Source organism: Phytobacter ursingii (assembly GCF_001022135.1).
GTDB classification, from domain to species: Bacteria; Pseudomonadota; Gammaproteobacteria; order Enterobacterales; family Enterobacteriaceae; genus Phytobacter; species Phytobacter ursingii.
The window spans coordinates 15263-34640 of sequence record NZ_CP011598.1; the positions used below are offsets into that span (position 1 = coordinate 15263).

Sequence of the window (19378 nt, forward strand, 5' to 3'; positions counted from 1 at the left end):
GATATGCAGTACCCGTTTGGTTACATCCCTGATGAAGATAAAACTGGTATCAAGCGTTGGAATCTAATTCACGATGAAATGATGCCAATCCTTGGCTTGTATAAGCAGTCCGACATTACCGATATTTTTGTTGACCGGTACGACAAAATTAATGTTATGCGTCGTGGAGTCCTTGAGAAAACTGACTGCGCATTTAATTCAGAAGAAGCGTTAGTATCGTTGATTGAACAACTCCGTAAAACACTAAATCAGGATTTTGGCTTAAACGCCCCTATCCTTGATGCACGTCTACCTGATGGTAGCCGTTTAAACTGCACTCATGTATCAGTGACGCCGCAAGGCTCGTCAATGTCGCTGCGTAAAGTTCCAGTAATTGCTTTATCGAAAAGTAACTTCATTGATTCGGGGATGCTGACAGAAGAGATGTTAGCTTACCTCGTCGAGATGATTGAGCAGAAAGATATATTCCTGATCTCTGGTAACATGGGTTCTGGTAAAACATCGCTGCTGCGTTTTCTATCAGAGTACATTGATAAACGTGAACGACTCATCACAGCCGAAGATACTCAAGAATTACATATCAATGAACGCTTTCCGTTTGGTCTTGCAATGGAAGCTGCAAAGCGTAAAGACAGCCCTATAGATCTCCCGGCTCTTATACACGCAACGTTGCGTCAACAACCAGATCGTGTTTGGGTAGGTGAATTTCGTGTTGCCGAAGCCGTAGATGCTTTTATGCAGATTATCTACACGGGCGTTCGGGGATGTGCAGGGACTATTCACGGTAGCAGTTGCCTGAATGCAATCATTCGTATGCAGTATCTTTTAGCGTCCTCAGGTAAGGTTGATTATCATCTTACGGGTGAGCTGATTCGCGGAGCTATCAACGTCATTATACAGACTCACCGTGATCCAAAATGGGGAAGACGTGTAACGGAAATTGGCCGTTTGGTTGATGGCGAAGTTAAGTTGATTTTTAAGTTCAATACCAAAACTGGCGAGCATGAGCGGGTTGAAGGTAATTAGATTTGATGCGGTTTTGTTTGTGGGAGATATTTGTTGAACTGCTGACAACTATCAGCTTTATAGCTTCCTGCAATGGGTTGAGGGTGTATAGGAAATTTCCTATTGCATCCCTCTACCTCAGGAAATATGGCAGTTTACAAAACTTGCTATTGATAGAAGTATGTAAAGAATGTAAAGTTCGTGACATACAAATCAAGATTTTTTACTTTTTGGTACTACTTGATTTGTTTCTCCTGCGAGGCGAGCCATCTGGCCTGAACTCAGGCGGGGGATTGATTGGAGTACGGTTCTGTTCCGCAAGGGCTAACCACTGCTCTTTTTCGTCTAGGGATTGACTCTTTTCTGCGTTTATCGTCATTACGATTTCCGTTGCGTCAATCCCCAAGGCGTTTGCGATATCTAAGCATTTTTCTCGGCTTAACCAAACCTTCCCATACCTTAGCGTCGTTATGAACTGACGGCTAACACCTAGATACTCAGCTATCTTCCAGTTGGCATTTAGTCTCGTGTGGCGCTTCAAGGCTTCAATGTAATCGTAAAGTTTTTTCATCTCTTTGTTGAACCTAGTCCTGTTCAGTGCTATAAGAGCCTTATGTAATACTGATTGGTTTTACTTAACAATGCAAGATAAACAGACTACTGCTAACGAGCAGGGAAATCCGAACCTCACGAACGCGAAGGTTTTCAATGCCAGGAACATGAAAGCTGGCATTCCACAGCAGATGTACATCCTTCTGCTGTTCCTGAACATCTTTGCGCTCGTACTTGCGATTAAGTTTTTCAGCATTCTGTCGGTGCTGGCATTCATTGTTTTCGTTTTGCTGACGGTGATCCCTATGTACATCATCCACAGCGAAGATCCTGATGCTCATATCGTTTGGCGTCGTGTGATCTTCAGCTCAGGGAATCTCAATAACAGCAAAACAACACAGCGAAAAGTTGTCTTTATCAAACTCTCTAGCCATAAAGGATAATGTTACATGAAACAGAAAGTTATGGGTAAATTTTCACAGGTAAAACACAAGGGGATGAAGTGGGCGTCCCTTGTCGGTGCCTCGTTGTTTTCTACGGCGGCACTCGCTGTAAACAATGATGTTTCTCTGCCTAGTGCTGATAGTAGCTATATGCAGAAAATTATCAATTGGATGCAGGAGGTTATGGACGTTATCGGCGGTGCAGGTACATTGTTTGTTGCCTTTTTATCCGCTTGCGTAGCAATCCTTATGTGGATCGCTATTCCGAAACAAAGTGGCGGGGCGCTCGCTTGGGTTCTGCGTGTTTGTATCGGTGCTATTGCCGTGTTTAACCTTGCCTTGCTGTTCGCTTGGTTGCAGAAGTAAGGGGGTAACACCATGCCTTCTAGTCAATATAACGAACAATTGAATCTGGCCGGTCACGATGAAGGGGCGGTGTATACATACACTGGCACCGTTGTTGGTGGTTTGGCGTTAACCGGCGTAGACCCTTCATCTATCACAGAGCCGGTACGCAAGTCTCTTAGCGTGATTTTACGTAACATTATTCAGTTACTTCCGGCCAACGTGTCATTATCGGAATATTATCTGCACTATGAAGGCGCTAAGGTTAAGCTGGCAGAACGTGAGAACCCACGTAGCCAGCTCCTTTCAAAACGCCGTCAGGCATTCTTAAATAAAGTACGTGATCTCAATGATTCCAAGTTGTTTTGGACTATAGAGATTATGCCGGATGAAAATCTGAACAGCATTTTCTCGACTACCTTTGCGAAGAATCTATTTAACAGCATTTTTGATCCCGATGCACGTAAACGTGTCGGGCTTGTATTCAAAAATAAAGATGCCTACATGATAGAGGTTGAAGAGTATCAGAAGCAGTGCCGTAAGTTACACGATACGTTAAAAGATCTCGATGGCCGTTTATCGTTCTTCTCTCCTGATAATGTGGAAATGGGCGTTGAAGGTATCTGGCGGCTACAAAAATTTCTGGCGAACTTCAATCCTCGTTATCTGACTAATAAGCCTTGCCCCGTTCCTACAGAAAATTGGGATCAGTACACGCTTGACGCCGAAGATGTTAAGAACGTCATGGTTGATGGTGTGCCGATGCTGAAAATCGAGTCTGTAGAACCGGTATACGTCCGTATAGCAAGTATCGTTCAGCAAGGGCAGAAAGCAGTTCCCGAGGGCGTTTGGGCTAGCGATGTAAGCGGAAAACGTCCCACTTTATTACGTGGGAACTATGTATTCTTCAACCGTTTCAGTACGGTTTCAGCTTTAAAACGCTCATTGATTCTCACTGCTAAAGAGAACGAAATTTACCGTAATCAAATTAGTTTCGCTGAATTAATGAATAACCGTGTAGATAGTGAACGCCTTGAGAATAAGGTTAAACAAAATCCGCACCTTAAAAAGATGCAAGAAGAACTAATGGATGCGTCAAACTCGCCAGATCGTATTGGTGAGTATGTTTCGTCTATAGCGGTTTTTAATACTGACCCCTATAAGCTAATCGAGGCGGCAAAAGAAGTTGATCGTGTTATTTCTGACTCCATGACTTTAATTTGGGAAGGGGTTGGGCTTGAAGATGCGTATTTCAATATGCAGGTCTGTAGCCCTAAAAAATCCTACAGAACCATGCTTTATAATTCCTCTCAAGTCGGTGCGGCAGCGCTGTTTTATCGTTCGCATCAGGGTATTAAAACATGGGATAAAGGTTTTGAAAAAGAGGAGGCTTGGTACGTCTTTGAGTCAGATGATGGTACGCCTTTCTTCTTTACTCCCAATGTCGGTGAAAAATGCCTTATTAATGGTGTTGGCCCGACTCGTTCAGGGAAATCGTTCTTAAAAAATGTCATAGCGTCACATTTTACTAAGTTAGGTGGAATGTATTCTGCTCTGGATATTGATCAAGGTACATTGCCGCTGGCGAACTTCTTTAAAGAAGATGGAGCCGCATTTACGTTATCCGATGATATGCAATCGGGATTTAGTACATTCGCTACACCTGAAAGTGAAAATGATACCGATTTTATTGTTCACGTTATTGAGCAAATAAAAATGATGGTTAAGTTCAATGAACGTGAAGAAGATAAATATCTTACTCCAGATGAATCTAATGAGCTTGCCGATGCAATTAAAAGTTTGCTGCGTCAGCAATTCGGTAATCAGGAAGGGCGTTTGTCAGTTAATACCCTTTCTACATTGATGGCTAAATGTGGAAACAGTATTCGTAATAAAATGGCTGCGTTCTTTGATAATGGCTATTATGCACGGCTTTTTGATAATGAAGTAGATGCTATCGGTGTTCTGGATAAGCCAGTGGCCGCCTATAACCTTGCAGCAGTAAAAGATAAGCCGCAAACAGCACAGCTTGTGCAGCATGAAATATTTTTCCGTATTGTTCGCCTCTTTGAGTCTGCAAAATATCGTAACCTACCAAAAATGCTCGATATTGATGAGGCTCAGTACACACTCTCTGTTCCCGGTGCGGCTAATTGGGCGATAACCAAAGCTCGTACTTGGTTTAAGCACGGTGGCGGTATGAGTTTCTGGACACAGAACCCACAGCATTACTCAAATTTGGATGAGTGGGAAACTCTGCGTTCTGCTGCTTCTGTCTTTATCTTTATGAGTGATCCAAAAGCAAACACGGAACACTATGTTAAAGCGTTCGGTATTTCTCCTGACGAAGTAGATATTATAAGGAAATTAAAACGAGCGCAGCAGGCTTATATCGTTATCCCGGAGGCTCAAATAGCGAAAGTTATTAATTTGATTGTAGAGTCAGAACAATACGCTATATGTACGTCTACTGCACATGAGGCAGCTCTGGCGCAAAGTATTTATGCTGAAACGGATGATATAGATGAAGCAATAGGCCGGATTGTTGAGGGGCTTAAACTGCCAAAAACACCGGTTGAGACAGAACGTGATATGGAGACTATGTACCTATGAAACGTACATTATTAGCTGTAATCATGGCTGGTATCCTTTCCTCTCCTGTTTATGCAGGTGTGCCTGTTGATGACTTTACACAAATTGCAGGTCAGCTACGTGAGCTTTCACAGGGTATCCGTGATTATGAGGAATACATTAAACAAACCGCTTTAAGTAATACGCAGTTGCTTGAAGCGTATAAGCGTTATGATCAGATGCTGGCAGATTATCAGCAGGTTTTGCGTGAAGCAGAACGACTAAAAACGACTTTACAGGGGGTTGATTTACAGAACTTCCTTAATAACCTGAAAAATATTGACCTTTATGACCCTCGTTATGCGTCTGGTGACGATCCAAACGTTGGTAGTAAGCCTTGGGATGATGCGGTAGAGCGTAATAAGCTCCTGAACGGTTGGGGTATGTCAGATCAAGAATGGTCAGAAATGAATGCGGCTATTCCTTATACTGGCGATGATCGCGAACGTGCAAAAGCAATATTCCAATATCGGAAACGTAAAGCCGAAGCGTCTGTTAGACAGGATTTAGCGTCTAAAAACTTTGACGCTAATATTGTCAGCCAAACAGAACAAGCGCAACAAACAAAAGAAGCACTTGATGCTTTAGGTGACAATGATTCGCTTGCAACTCAACAATTAATTGCGCGTCAGAATCAATTAATGATTGAGCAAAATCTTAACCAGCAAGCGCAGACTAATACCGACTTTAGTATGTCTAATCAAATTGCTAATGATTATTTTAATAAGATGGCAAGAGCAAGAGCGCTTAAAGAAAAGTCTATGGCTGATTCATATAAAGGGGATAAATAATGAATAAGTTAAATATATTTATTTCAATCGTTGCATTAAATATTGTCTCTTTAAGTGCTAATGCGGCTGATAAATATGTTGATCCAATTCAAAAGAAAATTGATGAGCAGCATAAGCCACTGATTGAAAAATTCAAAAAAAGCTGTCAATCAAAAAACACGATAGGATGTCAGATAGAGGCCGCTAATCGCGCTGATGAAGCGATTCCTAATCGTGGAACCCCTCGTTATTGTAAGCAAGCCTATGCTGGTTACTCTAATACACAGAGTAAACAAAAGCTAAGTGAGTTAGTTAAGCTATATGACTCTCTTGATGGACAGTCTACAGCAATAAGATGGCCGGGGAAAATAACACAAGCAAATGTTGATTTTGAGGCATCTTGCTTGCTCGAAAAACTTGGCGAACGTAGAGACGGTATTGTAGGCGCAAAATTATATCTTGGGTTATCCCCTAGGTAAATAATTAGGCGTTTTTTTATTACGGTTAGTCCGTAAGGAGATTACTTTGTCTAAAAACAGGCTTTTGATATTTCTGTTTGGCATGTTTGCTATATTTCCTGCGTTTGCTATTGATAATGCGCTTACTCAGAAAATAGACGCAAATATTAATGAATATATAAATGCCGTGCTTTCAAGTTCGGGTAGTGACATTTATGTGTTCGTTATGGCGGTGGCGACATTTCTTATGTTCGTCTGCGCCGTTGGTGAAATTTTGAAGTTCATCGCTGGCCGTGCTGATTGGGTAGCAATGCTGACACTCGTCATTCTATGGTTTGTAACTATGGCGTTTATTACATCATATGGCATGGTTACAGATACCGTTAAATATGCGTTTAACGAGATGGCTGACACCTTCCAGTATCTGACAATTGGTTCCCGAGACAGAATGTTCCTTTCTAACTTCATCGATAGGGTTATTAACCAAGCTGTACAGGCTCCTGATGTTGGCTTCACTGATACTATCTATATGTGGGCTATTACTATCATTTGGGCGGTAATTTCGCTGTTCCTGCAAGTAGCTTTCTACCTTTCAGATGTATACGTAACGTTAGGTGTTGGACTGGCTCAAATGATTGGTGTGCTTTTTATTCCTTTCCTCATTGCACCGTGGACGAGAAGCATTTTCGATGGTTGGGTTCGATTCATGATTGGTTGGGGGATCTGCGGAATTATTTTGCGCCTAACCTGCTTATTAACCATGTTGGTGATGAAAGCGACAATCAATGCTGCGGGTGATTTTCAAAACCCCGGTACAGCGCTGATTAATAGTAATTATGATATTTCAGCCCCATTAGTGGTTACTGATGAAAACTTAGGATTGCTTATAGCAATCATCGTATTCGGATTTATTTCTTGCGTAATGATATTCAGCTCTTTCACTTTTGCGAAAATGTTGAGTTCAGGTGTTGGTTCAGCAAGTAACGCTGCTACTAATACAGCTAAGAAACTGGCCGTCCAAGCAGTTAAAGCACTCGTTTAGGTGATAAATTATGCCATTAGATAAAAAAGATGTTGATAAGAGTAATCGGGTAGCTAGCAAAACTAAATTTGCTGTTCTGCGCTCGGATAGAAGTATTTTATTAGCGGCTGTTTTTGGGCTGGCTTTAATTAATATTTACTCGGTGGTTAAAGCTAATAATGCTGTTGAGGCATCTAAACGAACTCATGAAGTCGTTTGGGTGAAAATGTACCCTGATGGCACAACGGCGATTGATGAATTTAAGCCCGAAGATGAGCAACCGGTTTATGTCAGAACGGTAAACTCTGGCCTGTCAAAATATGTAGAGTCCCGTTTTCAGGTTCATGCGGAAACTATTAAGCGTGATTATGCAGAGGCCGGAGTATTTTTGGGTGAGACGTTATTTAATCAGTTCACTGAAAAAACAGGGTTTAACGCTGCGGATAAAGCTACAAAAATTGCGGCTAATCCTTCTGCTCAGTCTCGGATTGATGTGTCTAATGTCAGACTTGACCATTACGATCAGATTGAGGGGGATTTCTCTGGTCAGAAGAAACCTGTAATAAGAACGACGATTACATGGGATGAAACTACTTATAACAGTGAAGGGAAAGTTAACGGCGAACCTAAGCCTCACATGATTCGTATTACATGGACTTTATTGTCTCGCGATCAGGTCAGCGAGAAATCTGTTGGTTGGTTAAAAATAAATCCGCTCGGCATCGTTATTTTGTCTCAAGAAGAACTTGATAGGTAATCACATGAAACTGAAAAAAACATTTTCCCTTTTAGCTGTTACCGCTGTTTTTGCCTATTCGAGCGCAGAAGCCGCACAATGCCGTATTGTTAGCTGGAAAGAAAATATGGTGCTGAAAGTCAATTCAGCCTTGTACCTCGGTACACGTGTCCAGTTACCAGAAGGTACGCAGATTGTTACCTCTGAACCCAAGAACTCTAACCTTCTTTGGGATGTTGACGGGGCAGCAAATCAGGTTCTGATCCGTCCCACATCGGCAGAAAATGGCGGTGAAAAGACAATGGCAACCGTCTTTCTCACGAACGGGCAGGCACTGGACATAGAAGCGACTCGCGTTCCCGCCTCTCAGAATATGGCATGTGTCGTTATAAAAGGCGGTAGCGGCGGCATATTGAGCCGTACTGACCGTAGCGCTATTAACTCTTATTCTGCGGCGGGTATGGCTGATGCTGGCGCAATAAGAAGTCAACTTAATGAAATGCGCCTGAATGCAGAATCCAGCAAGCGTACTGCTGTAATGGATGCTTTACGTAAATACCGTTATCACATTTTTACTCGCTATAACTGGAGCACTGGCTCAGGCTTTGCAGGGAAAAATATCATTTCTGATGTTTATGATGACGGGCGCTTTACGTATATCAGACTGTCTAACCCTAATCGTGGATTAATGGCTGTACAGGCAGAGGTTGGAGGGAAAAAAGCTATTGTCCCGACTAAATACGATGATGCTTATGCTATTTATTCTATGTCAGGTATCTATCCTAAATTTACTCTTACATTAGATGGTGTTGAGCTGGAAATTAAAAGAGCTGATAACGCCACCAATGGGGAATCCTAATTATGGAAGAACGTCAAACCCGCATTGATGAAAAGCCAGCGACCTATAAAAAGAAAGGTCAGCTTTATCTTATTGTTGCTGTCGGGACTATTACCTTATTTCTTTTTATTAATATGATTTACAATATTGTTAATCATAATAAGAAGGAAGACGTAAAGAAAGCAGAGCCAACAGCGCAACAAAAATCTGCTGCTGATAACGATCCTGATCGTTTTCAGAAGCTGCTTAATAATCGTGAGAAGTCTCTGGCACAGGGAGATAAATCCTCAGAACCCAAGAAAAGCCCGTTTGATGTATCGCTCCCTAAAACTTCATCGGCAAGCGCCAGCGGTGCTACTGGAGAAGGTAGTACCGGTACAGGCGATCGCAAGAAAGATTTAATTGGCGATGTAGAAGCCCGCTTTAAGGCGCAGGAAGTTGAACGTGCGCTTAAAGCAAGGCAGACACGATATGCCGACTCCGGTGAAGCTATCTCTCGTCCTGCCAGTTCTATGGGGACAAGCAGCACATCCTCTCTTTCTGGCGGGAAAAATAATAATGCCCAGCGAATTGCTGAATTAGACCAGCAACGCAGCGCCTTACAAAGCCGTATATCCATGATAGAGGCTCAGGGTGTTGATACTGGCGCTCAGGGGCTTGCCGCAGCGAAAGCTGATCTGGCTGCACAACAGAAGATTGCAGGGGAGGCAGTTGGCGGCGGCGGTGATTTTGGCGGTAGCAGCACTGCATCCAAAGTTCCGAGCGGGGTAGTTGGTTATCCGGCAGACAATGAATATCAGGCCAGTGTCGAAGGTAAAGAGAAATTACCGGTTGGCGCTGAAATTAACGCTATTACGACGTACACCGCTATTTCTGATTATACCGGTGGAACAATGAAAGCAATGATTACGCATGATGTTTATGACGCTACTAACTCCTATATTTTGGCTCCTAAGGGTAGCCAGTTAACCATTAAAGCAATCCGCGCATCCGGGGTTAATGAAGTTATCCAGAACCGCCTTGCTTTTACCGTTCAATGGTTAGTTCTGCCAGATGGAAACCGAATTGATTTTCGTAAGGCCAGCGTTCTTGATCGCATGGGAACCCCGGCAGTTGAGGGTGATGAGGTGGATCGCCATCTTGTCGCTCAAATAATGGGTGTTGCTGCGTATGCATTGGTTGGCACTAAAACCAGCTATGAAGGTTCCGGTGATGGTAACGAGAGTTTCGCCGGTAATTTTGGCGAAGGGGCGCGTAATCAGGCATCCGGTATCGCTCAAAAATATCTGCAAATTGTACCTACTGTAACGCTTCATGCCGGTGCGCCAATTCGCATCATTACCGAAGATGAAATGTTTATTAAACCGTGGAAAGTTCTCTATGAAAACTATGTCAATTAAAACCGCTGCCGTACTTTGCTTACTGGCGCTTCCACTGGTCACACAAGCCGCGCGTAATCCATTTTCTGGCAGCAGCACAACGACGAGCGGCTCATCAGCGGTAAAACCTTACACTGTTACGGAAGTGTCTACGACCTCAAGCCGCCCAATGTATGGCTATGACGTTAATGTGAACGGGTCATTTACTAATGGTGGCTCGATACCAGCTAACGCCAAAGACCCGCGTTACCAGTTTGTCGATCCACTGACTGTATATATGCGTACTGTCTGGCCGGAGGATGTAAAAACGGTACGTCAGGCTATTGATTATTTGCTTGAGCCTACGGGGTATCGCCTCGTTACAAGCTATCCAGCTCCGAGAGAGGCGGCATTGCTGGTTGATAAGCCTATTCCGCCGATTGCGTATGTTCACCGCACAATGCCGGTTTTAGATGCGCTGCAACTTCTGGTTGGCCTCGATAACTACGTTGTAGTTGATCATGCTCACCACCTCGTTTCATTCCAGAACAACAGGTAATAGCCATGAAAAAAATTATTCTTATTTTAACTACAGTTGCGCTGATATCAGGGTGTTCCACGACGATGAAGGGAGGAAGCGGCCAGCTATTCGAATTATCAGAACGGCACGTAATTTATCGCGATCTGACGGTTCCAGAAGGGCTTGGCAACGAGCCGCAACGTCAGAACGTCACAGCTCCAGGTATTGCTCCATGAAAAAACGTACCCTTTTGATGATGCTATTTGCTGTATGCGGTCAGACTCTGGCCGCCAGTGACGCGGAGTTATTATACGCTTCGCTTTATGGCGATTCGGCAGAACCGGCACAATCAGTTGTGCCGGTAAGCTACAACAGTGAGAGATATGGCGATGAACCCCGCGCATCAGCTCAGTGGACACAAGCGATGCAATCATCATGGGGTAAAACACGTTCTCTTGATCAACTGGCGACTATTCAGAAAGAAGTCGTAAAAGAAATTAAAGCGGTTGTATCTCATCCTGTAATTAATGGTGTTCGCCGTGACATTCCGGCAGATATAGCCGAGATAATTACACGGTACGCTGAAAAATATAATATCAGTGAGGAATTAATAAAGGCATTGATACAGCAAGAATCATCATTCAATCCTAACGCTATAAGCAAGGCAGGTGCTAAAGGGCTGATGCAATTAATGCCTGTTCATACGGATTCAAAGGGTATTGATCCTTTTGACCCAGAGCAAAATATAAAAACTGGAATGGGTTTTCTTTCACATTTATTAAATAAATATGGCGATTTACGCTTGGCTCTTGCTGCGTACAATGCCGGGGAAAAAGCAGTAGATAAATATGGTGATGTACCACCATATAAAGAAACTCAAGACTATGTTAAACGCATCATGGGGATGCTTGGGGGTTAAATGAAAAAGTTAATTATCAGTGCGTTACTTTGTATTTTCTTGCCGTTACAAGCGGCTTATGCCGATGAAAATTATGATGATGTTGATTTGGGTGATGTTGTTTCTGAACCTGTAAATAATAGTGATCCATGTACAGTGGTTTTATGTATGTATGGTAAGGCTACAGGTAACAGTAGTAGTGAATGCAGTGGTGCTGAACGGAAATTTTTCAGCATTATAAAGAAAAAACATGGGGCATTTAATCCAAGTCGTACTTTTAATGCCCGTAAGTCGTTCCTGAATGGGTGTCCTGCGGCTACTGCTGATGTTATTGATAAAATCATGAGCAAGTATGGGCGTATTCGCTGGTAGGATCGTAATGAAATAGGCTTCATACAAAAAAGGTGATTATCATGGCTTCAAGAGGTGTTAATAAAGTAATTCTGGTCGGCAATTTAGGCCAAGATCCTGAAGTGCGTTATATGCCGAACGGCGGCGCAGTTGCCAATATCACGTTAGCCACGTCAGAAAGCTGGCGTGACAAACAAACTGGTGAGATGAAAGAGCAGACTGAATGGCATCGCGTAGTATTATTCGGGAAGCTGGCCGAGGTCGCCGGTGAATATGGGGTCTGACGCTCAGTGGAACGAAAACTCACGTTAAGCAACGTTTTCTGCCTCTGACGCCTCTTTTAATGGTCTCAGATGTCCTTTGGTCACCAGTTCTGCCAGCGTGAAGGAATAATGGCCGAGCATATTGATATGTCCGTGGCAAAGCGGGGAGAGGCGTGCGATATCTTCATCATTCAGTGTTTCACCCTGCGCCCGGAGATGATCCAGGGCTGCCTGCATATAAATAGTGTTCCATAACACGACGGCGTTAGTGACCAGCCCCAGTGTGCCCAGTTGATCTTCCTGACCGTCGGTATATCGTTTTCTTATCTCACCTTTTTGACCGTGACAGATGGCTCTGGCAACGGCATGGCGACTTTCTCCCCGATTAAGCTGGGTCAGAATGCGCCGGCGGTAATCTTCATCATCAATATAATTAAGCAGATACAGCGTTTTGTTGATGCGCCCCACTTCAATGATTGCCTGAGTCAGTCCGGAAGGACGTTCACTTTTCAGCAATGAACGGACCAGCACTGAAACCTGTACTTTGCCCAGCTTCAGGGAGCCAGCGGTCCGGATCATTTCGTCCCACTGAAGGACTATTTTTCGGGGATCTGATTGCCCTCTGGCAATATCATTCAGCACGCCATAGTCGGCATCATGGTCCATTCGCCAGAAAACCGAAGCACCGGCATCAGCCAGGCGTGGAGAAAACTGGTATCCCAGCAGCCAGAAAAGGCCAAAGACAAGTTCGCTGGCACCTGCTGTATCGGTCATAATTTCGGTTGGATTCAGCCCGGTCTCCTGTTCCAGAAGACCTTCCAGCACAAAGATAGAGTCCCTCAGCGTCCCCGGTATAACGATGCCATGAAAGCCGGAATACTGATCGGACACAAAGTTGTACCAGGTGATCCCTCTGTTATTACCAAAGTATTTGCGGTTCGGTCCGGCATTGATTGTTCTGACTGGCGTAACAAAGCGCATTCCATCTGCAGATGCCACTTCTCCTCCACCCCATATCTGTGCCAGTGGCTGCGTTGCCTGAAAATCAACCAGTCTGGCATTAGCGCTGGTGATAGTTTCAGCCCGCAGATAGTTCGCTTTTGTCCAGTTCAGCCGGTGTCGGGTCAGTGCAGGAACATTTGATCTGATCAGTGGTTCCAGACCGATATTGCAGGCTTCAGCCATCAGCACGGCGCTGATGCTGACGGGCAGATCATCAACTCTGGCACTGGCTTCACTAGCATGGAAAAACTCATCAGCAAATCCGGTATGGGCGTTAATTTCGAGCAGCAACTCCGTTAAATCCACCGGAGGGAGTAGATCACTGATCATTTTGCTCAGTCGTTTCAGACTGTCCGGCTCATCAAGACTGGCGAGGGGAGAAATTGTCAACCGGGGCTTCGGGCCAGAAACATCGAGTTCGACAGCCTCATTTTCGCAAAGACGTGCAGCAACCTGTCTGTAACGACTATCAAGCTGATGACCCAGAGATTTTATTGCTTCCTGCGGGTCTGTCGGGTGCCCCAAAGAACGATAAACCTTAATCCGGTTTGCCTGCCAGTCAGCACCCTGTAGTAATCTTGCACGAGGATCTCCCCACCGGTTACTGCCGGTAACGTAGACATCCCTCCGCCTCAGACTATCCTGCAGTTTACTGAGAAAGCAGAGCGTGTATCCCCTGCGGGTGATATGTTTTTCCTTGTTAATCACCAGCCGTTTCCATGACCGACTGATAATTTCCGTTGGTGCGTCGTCAAAAAACTGCCGCCGTGAGCTGAACTCCCGGCTGAGGTAGTCACAGGCATTCAGAGTGGTAACCCCGGCAGGTGCGGATGAAAATTTAACGGTATTCAGCAGATGGGGCAGGAAACGACGAACGCGCCCGTACTGCTCCACCATTTCTTCATGAAAATTATCGTCTGAGGGCCGGGCAATTTCACGGACAAGCGTGATGATTTCAGCCAGCTTTTGCCTTGGGATGTAGCTGAACACCTCAGCACGAATCGATTCGTCCGGTGTTTCTTCTTTCAGCAGGTACGAACATGCGCTGGCGAGCGCCAATGCAGATTTATCCAGATCCTTCAGCGAGCGGAGCCGTTTTTTCTGCCCAATCTTTCTGGCGTCACGGATGATAACGGCCAGCATGGCGTCCAGAACGGGGGGGTAAGCGGGAACCCCAGAAAATTCCGCCATTCCGCATTGTGGAATTTTTTGGGGGGGTGGTCCGCGGCATGACGACCCGCCAAAGGCTACCGCATCTATCTGAGGCGCTGTGGCGCGACGCTGAAACCCCGGGGAATTCCGCTACTCCAGTTCCAGGTCCGCAATAGTTCGTCCAGGTCGGGTGGCGTACGCCGGAAACGCCGATTTTTCCGCAACCGTTTCTGCGTTGTCGGCAAGGTGGTCTCAGAGAGCGCTCAAGAAGCGGTTTTTCTCGTATGTTTAGCTACGGTGGCCTAGGAGCCTGCGCGGCAGAAGCCAAATCGGCGGAAGATCGAGGACGATACGGGGATGGCTGCCAGTTACCTTCCTTACCGACCCGACCAATCCTATCTGCTGCCCCCTTCTCTGGGAGAGTGGCTACCTGAAGGGCATCTTGCCTACTTCATCAGCGAGACTGTCGATACGCTGGACTTGAGCGCATTCCACGCCCGGTATGCCGGCGGTGGTCCGGGCAATCAGCCGTTTCATCCGGCGATGATGGTCAAAGTGCTGATCTATGGTTACGCGAGCGGCGTCTTCTCTTCGCGCAAACTAGCCAGGAAGCTGTACGAGGATGTCGCGTTGCGTGTGCTGGCCGCTGGAAACTTCCCGGCCCACCGCACGCTGAGTGACTTCCGTGCCCTACACCTGACCGAGCTTGAGAATTTGTTCGTTCAGGTGGTGCAACTGGCGCGCGAATGTGGGCTGGTGAAGCTTGGCACGATCGCGGTCGACGGCACCAAGGTAAAAGCCAACGCCAGCCGCCACAAGGCGATGAGCTATAAGCGCATGAAGCCGGCCGAGGACGAATTGCATTGCGAGATCAAGGCGCTGCTTGATCGCGCCAAGGCTACCGACGACCAGGAGCGTAACGAGCCGGAGCTGGACATTCCTGCCGAGATTTCTCGCCGCGAGAAGCGCCTGGAGGCGATCCAGGCGGCAAAGGCGCGCCTGGAAGCGCGCCAGCGTGAAGCGGACCAGGCCCGGGGGCGCAGCGAAGACGATGGCCGCCGGCCTCGCCATCCGGATGGCTCGGACAAGGGCGGTGGCTCGTACAAACGCGAGTTTGGTGTGCCGGATGACCGTGATCAGGAAAGCTTCACCGATCCGGACAGCCGGATCATGAAACACGCCGGTGGTGGCTCCGAGCAGAGCTACAACGGGTACACAGCGGTCGATGCCGAGCACCAGATCATCGTGGCGGCGGAGTTGACCAACTGCGCCGCGGACAGTCAGGCGCTGCTGGGCATGCTGGCAGCAGTTCAGGCCAACACCGGAGAAATGCCGGCCCAGACGCTGGCGGATGCGGGATTCCGTAGTGAGGCTGTTCTGGCAAAGGTCGCCGATCACCACGGCGATGTCATCGTTGCCCTCGGCCGCGAGGGACGTGAAGATGCCAAGGTCAATGCCAAGACCCATCCGCATACGGCGGCGATTGCGGCGAAATTGAAAACGGAGCAAGGCGATGCAGCTTACCGCCGGCGCAAGTCGATCGTGGAGGCTCCGAATGGTTGGATCAAGGCGGTGATGGGATTGCGTCAGTTCAGCATGAGGGGCCTGGACAAGGTGCAAGCCGAGTGGAAGCTCGTCTGCATGGCGCTAAATCTGAGGCGAATGGCGTATCTGTGAGGGCGAAGGTTAAATGGGGCGGCTCAAATGCACCCCAGTCGTCATAACACGCCGCGCGCCGCAAGATTGGTATCCTTGGCGCCGACGCCTTGCCAATTGCAGAGAGCGCCGCCGCCATCGTCAGTGCTCTACAGAAAACCGGTCACACGGCTCTGCCGCGCAGACTCCTAGCCTAAATGTGACAGTGGTTGGTAATCCATGCCGCCCGCAAGGGCGGCGGTGGTGGGCCAATAGATGATTTTCAGAGCCTTACTGCCCGTTGACGCCCAATCCCTCGAGCGCGAGTCTAGCCGCAGCGGCGATGACGGCCTCGCTGTGCTTGTCATCCTTGTTAGGCGCCCGGGTGTAGACGGCCAACACAATAGGTGCGCGCCCAGTGGGCCAGACGACGGCATAGTCATTTGCCGTGCCATACACTCCGCAGGTTCCGGTTTTGTCTCCGACTGCCCAGTCTGCCGGCACCGCCGCGCGGATGCGGTGGTTGCCGGTCGTGTTTCCCTTTAGCCAATCAACAAACTGCTGCCGCTGCGGCGCAGCCAGTGCAGAGCCCAGTGTCAGTTTTTGTAAGCTTTCCGTCACGGCGCGCGGCGATGAGGTATCGCGCGCATCGCCTGGGATGGCGGAGTTCAGCTCCAGCTCCCAGCGGTCCAGACGGAACGTGGTATCGCCGATAGAGCGCATGAAGGCCGTCAGCCCGGCCGGGCCGCCCAACTCCTTCAGCAACAAATTGGCGGCGGCGTTATCACTGTATTGCACGGCGGCCGCGGACAGCTCCGCCACCGTCATGCCTGTTGTCAGATATTTTTCCGAGATGGGTGACCACGGAACCAGCGCATTTTTGCCGTAACGGATGGGTGTGTCCAGCAAGCCGGCCTGCTGCTGGCTGCGAGCCAGCACAGCGGCAGCAAGAAAGCCCTTGAATGAGCTGCACAGTGGGAAGCGCTCCTCAGCGCGGTAACTTACAGTTGCGCCTGAGCCGGTATCCATCGCGTACACACCGATGGAGCCGCCAAAGTCCTGTTCGAGTTTAGCGAATGGTTCCGCGACGAGGTTGGTCAGCGCGGTGGCAGAAAAGCCAGCCAGCGGCCATGAGAGACAAGACAGCAGAACTAGACGGCGATACAGTGACATCAACGATATTCCTTGTTTGAAGGTGGAGCTAGGTGTAGCGGCCGGATGTAATCAGGCCGCTACAGCTGGGATTATCACCGAGCGGCAAGCCGCTCCCTCTCCAGAGGCTGTAACGGCTGTAACTGCCCCGGATGGGCACACATCGGGTTGGTAAGTCCCTGGCACCACAACGTCCAGCGCTATTGAAAAACGAATCAGGTCGGCGTTCATGGGTCGGCCACCTCGCCTGACCTCGGCATCCACGTTACGGACGGCCTCAGGAAGTCCTGGCCAAGCCCCGACTATTGGGGCGCGAAGATAGCACCGAGGGTACGCCGGTGTCAACACCAACTGAAAACTGACCCACTTTACCCCTGAATCACCAAAGTAATACTGACCCACCTGGATCATTCGGGTTTGGAATTTTTCCTGACCACTCCCGCCTTCCTCTTGTCCTTCAAGCGGTAGCTTTCGCCGCTCAGGGTCAGGATATGGGCATGGTGCAGCAGCCGATCCAGCATCGCGGCTGTCAGGGTGGTATCGCCGGCAAACGCGTCGGCCCACTGGCTGAACGGCAGGTTCGAGGTCAGGATCATCGCCCCTTTCTCATAGCGCTTCGCCACCACCTGAAAGAACAGGTTCGCTTCCTCGCGTCCGAAAGGCAGGTAGCCGATCTCATCGATCACCAGCAGCCGTGGACCGAGGATGGCGCGGTTGAAGTATTCCTTCAGCCGCCCTTGTCGCTGCGCCGTGCTCAGTTGCAGCATCAGGTCGGCTGCCGTGATGAAGCGTGTCTTGACCCCGGCTTGCGCGGCCTTGTAACCCAAGGCGATGGCGAGGTGGGTCTTGCCGATGCCAGAGGGTCCGATCAGCACCACGTTCTCGGCCCGTTCGACAAACGCCAGACTGCCCAGCTCCTGCACCAGTGCCTTGGGCACGCCGGGGTTGAAGCTGAAGTCATAGTCCTCCAGGGTCTTGATGCCCGGGAAGCAAGCCATCCGCGTCAGCAGTTCGCGGCTGCGCTGCTGGCGACACCCCGCTTCATGCCGCAACAGGTGTTCCAGGAAGTCGGTGAAGCTGAAGTCCTCGCGCACCGCCTGCTGCGCCAGGACGGGGTAATGCGTTGCCACCCGTTCGAGTTTGAGTTGCTGGCACAGGGCGTCGATCCGCTCATGCTGGAGGTTCATCGGCAGGCCTCCCCAATTGCGTCATAGACAGACAGTGGGTGCTGGAGAGATTCCAGTGGTACCGGGCGGAGACTGTTATCCAGCAGGGGGGCCTCGTCGCGCCGCACACGGGATGGCAAGGGTTGCAGGTGTTCCCGCTCCTGCCGCCAACGGTCGATGGGGCGCTCGTTCAGGGTGGCGTGGACCCGCACATTCGCCTCGTCTGCCAACCAGTCACGGACGCGTCGGTTGGCAGCAGCACAATCGAGCAGCAGCCCCGTGCCCTTCATCCGGGTCAGCAACGGGTTGTAGAAGCTCTCGCGGAAGTAGCGATTGAAGCGCTCGACCTTGCCTTTGGTCTGGGCCCGATACGGGCGACACAGCCGGATCCGGAACCCCAGGTCATCGGCCAGTTGAAGCAAGCCGGGGTGAAAACGGTGCTTGCCGTCACCGTAGGCATCGCGTTCCAGCACCACGGTCTTCATGTTGTCGAACAACACCTCGCGGGGCACACCGCCCAGATAGTCAAAAGCCAGCAACAGGGAGTCCCGCACGGACTCGAAGGATTCGTCCGGTACGAAGGTGACAAACGTCATGCGGCTGTATCCCAGCGTGGCGACGAAGGCCGACATGGGGGATCTGGCCCGGCGCAAGACCACGAAATCAGCCTGCAACTGCCGTCCGGGCTCGGTCTCGAAACGGACGGCCGGACCTGCTTCGCGGCGGGCGGGCTTGAGCGTGGCGAGGAAGGCGCGCAATAACGAGAGACCGCCGCCATACCCTTGAGCGCGGATTTCCCGATTCAGGACGGTGGCAGGCAGCCAGATGGGGTGGGCCTGCTCGACCCGTTGCCGCAGATAAGATTCAAATGGCCCCAGTTTGGTGGGGCGTGGTTCACGGGGCTGGTATCGCGCTACCGACGGATCGCGGAGGTAGCGGCGCACGGTATTGCGCGAGACCCCCAACGTGCGGGCGATGTGCCGGATGGAGTGGCCCTGTCGGGCAAGAACTCTGATTTCCACGGTTTGCTCCTGGGTCAACATCGACGGCCTCGAAAAGGCCGCCAAACTAGCCCAGGTGGA

Annotated in this window: 18 protein-coding genes and 2 pseudogenes; 16 read left to right on the forward strand and 4 right to left on the reverse strand. The window is 48.8% G+C overall.

Features of this window, described 5'->3' with window-relative positions; all coding sequences use genetic code 11:
- Window positions 1-3: 3 nt before the first annotated feature.
- From AB182_RS00110 to ssb1, 15 genes and pseudogenes are all read left to right on the forward strand, one after another.
- On the forward strand, window positions 4-1026 hold the full coding sequence (locus AB182_RS00110) for an ATPase, T2SS/T4P/T4SS family (RefSeq protein ID WP_020316829.1): 1023 nt from the start codon (window positions 4-6) through the stop codon (window positions 1024-1026).
- Between the two features lie 698 nt (window positions 1027-1724).
- Window positions 1725-2000 carry a hypothetical protein gene (locus tag AB182_RS00120; RefSeq protein ID WP_002353183.1) on the forward strand — a complete coding sequence of 92 codons (276 nt, stop codon included), beginning with the start codon at window positions 1725-1727 and terminating at the stop codon, window positions 1998-2000.
- A gap of 6 nt (window positions 2001-2006) precedes the next feature.
- A complete protein-coding gene (locus tag AB182_RS00125) occupies window positions 2007-2366 on the forward strand; it encodes a hypothetical protein (RefSeq protein WP_002353162.1) in 360 nt (119 codons plus the stop codon).
- 12 nt (window positions 2367-2378) lie between these two features.
- On the forward strand, window positions 2379-4958 hold the full coding sequence (locus AB182_RS00130; protein WP_032420234.1) for a VirB4 family type IV secretion system protein: 2580 nt from the start codon (window positions 2379-2381) through the stop codon (window positions 4956-4958).
- Window positions 4955-5767, forward strand: a complete 813-nt coding sequence (locus AB182_RS00135) for a hypothetical protein (RefSeq protein WP_020316841.1) — start codon at window positions 4955-4957, stop codon at window positions 5765-5767. The genes AB182_RS00130 and AB182_RS00135 overlap by 4 nt, the downstream gene beginning before the upstream one ends.
- Window positions 5767-6225, forward strand: a complete 459-nt coding sequence (locus AB182_RS00140) for a hypothetical protein (protein ID WP_032420232.1) — start codon at window positions 5767-5769, stop codon at window positions 6223-6225. Before AB182_RS00135 ends, AB182_RS00140 begins: the two co-directional genes overlap by 1 nt.
- A 46-nt stretch (window positions 6226-6271) precedes the next feature.
- Entirely contained in the window at window positions 6272-7246 is a 975-nt protein-coding gene (locus AB182_RS00145) for a type IV secretion system protein (protein WP_020316822.1), read from the forward strand.
- A gap of 10 nt (window positions 7247-7256) precedes the next feature.
- Entirely contained in the window at window positions 7257-7982 is a 726-nt protein-coding gene (locus AB182_RS00150; protein ID WP_020316826.1) for a VirB8/TrbF family protein, read from the forward strand.
- 4 nt (window positions 7983-7986) lie between these two features.
- Window positions 7987-8820, forward strand: a complete 834-nt coding sequence (locus AB182_RS00155) for a TrbG/VirB9 family P-type conjugative transfer protein (protein ID WP_032420230.1) — start codon at window positions 7987-7989, stop codon at window positions 8818-8820.
- A 2-nt stretch (window positions 8821-8822) separates the two neighbouring features.
- On the forward strand, window positions 8823-10199 hold the full coding sequence (locus AB182_RS00160) for a TrbI/VirB10 family protein (RefSeq protein ID WP_020316837.1): 1377 nt from the start codon (window positions 8823-8825) through the stop codon (window positions 10197-10199).
- Complete coding sequence (locus AB182_RS32450; protein ID WP_002353202.1) at window positions 10180-10716, forward strand: hypothetical protein; 537 nt, start codon at window positions 10180-10182, stop codon at window positions 10714-10716. Before AB182_RS00160 ends, AB182_RS32450 begins: the two co-directional genes overlap by 20 nt.
- 5 nt (window positions 10717-10721) lie before the next feature.
- Entirely contained in the window at window positions 10722-10913 is a 192-nt protein-coding gene (locus tag AB182_RS00170) for a membrane lipoprotein lipid attachment site-containing protein (protein WP_002396882.1), read from the forward strand.
- On the forward strand, window positions 10910-11596 hold the full coding sequence (locus AB182_RS00175; protein ID WP_032420226.1) for a lytic transglycosylase domain-containing protein: 687 nt from the start codon (window positions 10910-10912) through the stop codon (window positions 11594-11596). Before AB182_RS00170 ends, AB182_RS00175 begins: the two co-directional genes overlap by 4 nt.
- Window positions 11597-11947 (forward strand): TrbM/KikA/MpfK family conjugal transfer protein, encoded by a 351-nt coding sequence (locus AB182_RS00180; RefSeq protein ID WP_043053774.1) that lies wholly within the window; start codon window positions 11597-11599, stop codon window positions 11945-11947.
- A 41-nt stretch (window positions 11948-11988) separates the two neighbouring features.
- Window positions 11989-12201, forward strand: a pseudogene (ssb1, locus tag AB182_RS00185) (single-stranded DNA-binding protein SSB1); the annotation flags it as partial.
- Between the two features lie 66 nt (window positions 12202-12267).
- On the opposite strand, the pseudogene AB182_RS00190 reads toward ssb1, so the two are convergent.
- A pseudogene (locus AB182_RS00190) lies at window positions 12268-14346 on the reverse strand (Tn3-like element Tn3 family transposase); the annotation flags it as partial.
- Window positions 14347-14700: 354 nt separating this feature from the next.
- Between AB182_RS00190 and AB182_RS00195 the strand changes: the two are divergent.
- Window positions 14701-16020, forward strand: a complete 1320-nt coding sequence (locus AB182_RS00195) for an IS1182-like element ISKpn6 family transposase (protein ID WP_004152397.1) — start codon at window positions 14701-14703, stop codon at window positions 16018-16020.
- A 249-nt stretch (window positions 16021-16269) separates the two neighbouring features.
- Here the strand turns inward: AB182_RS00195 and AB182_RS00200 are convergent, their stop codons facing one another.
- The 3 genes from AB182_RS00200 to istA form a co-directional block, all read right to left on the reverse strand.
- On the reverse strand, window positions 16270-17151 hold the full coding sequence (locus tag AB182_RS00200; RefSeq protein ID WP_004199234.1) for a carbapenem-hydrolyzing class A beta-lactamase KPC-2: 882 nt from the start codon (window positions 17149-17151) through the stop codon (window positions 16270-16272).
- A gap of 386 nt (window positions 17152-17537) precedes the next feature.
- Window positions 17538-18317: an IS21-like element ISKpn7 family helper ATPase IstB gene (istB, locus tag AB182_RS00210; protein ID WP_004152394.1), complete on the reverse strand. Its 780-nt coding sequence runs from the start codon at window positions 18315-18317 to the stop codon at window positions 17538-17540.
- Complete coding sequence (gene istA, locus AB182_RS00215; RefSeq protein WP_004199214.1) at window positions 18314-19339, reverse strand: IS21 family transposase; 1026 nt, start codon at window positions 19337-19339, stop codon at window positions 18314-18316. The genes istB and istA overlap by 4 nt, the downstream gene beginning before the upstream one ends.
- Window positions 19340-19378 lie beyond the last annotated feature (39 nt).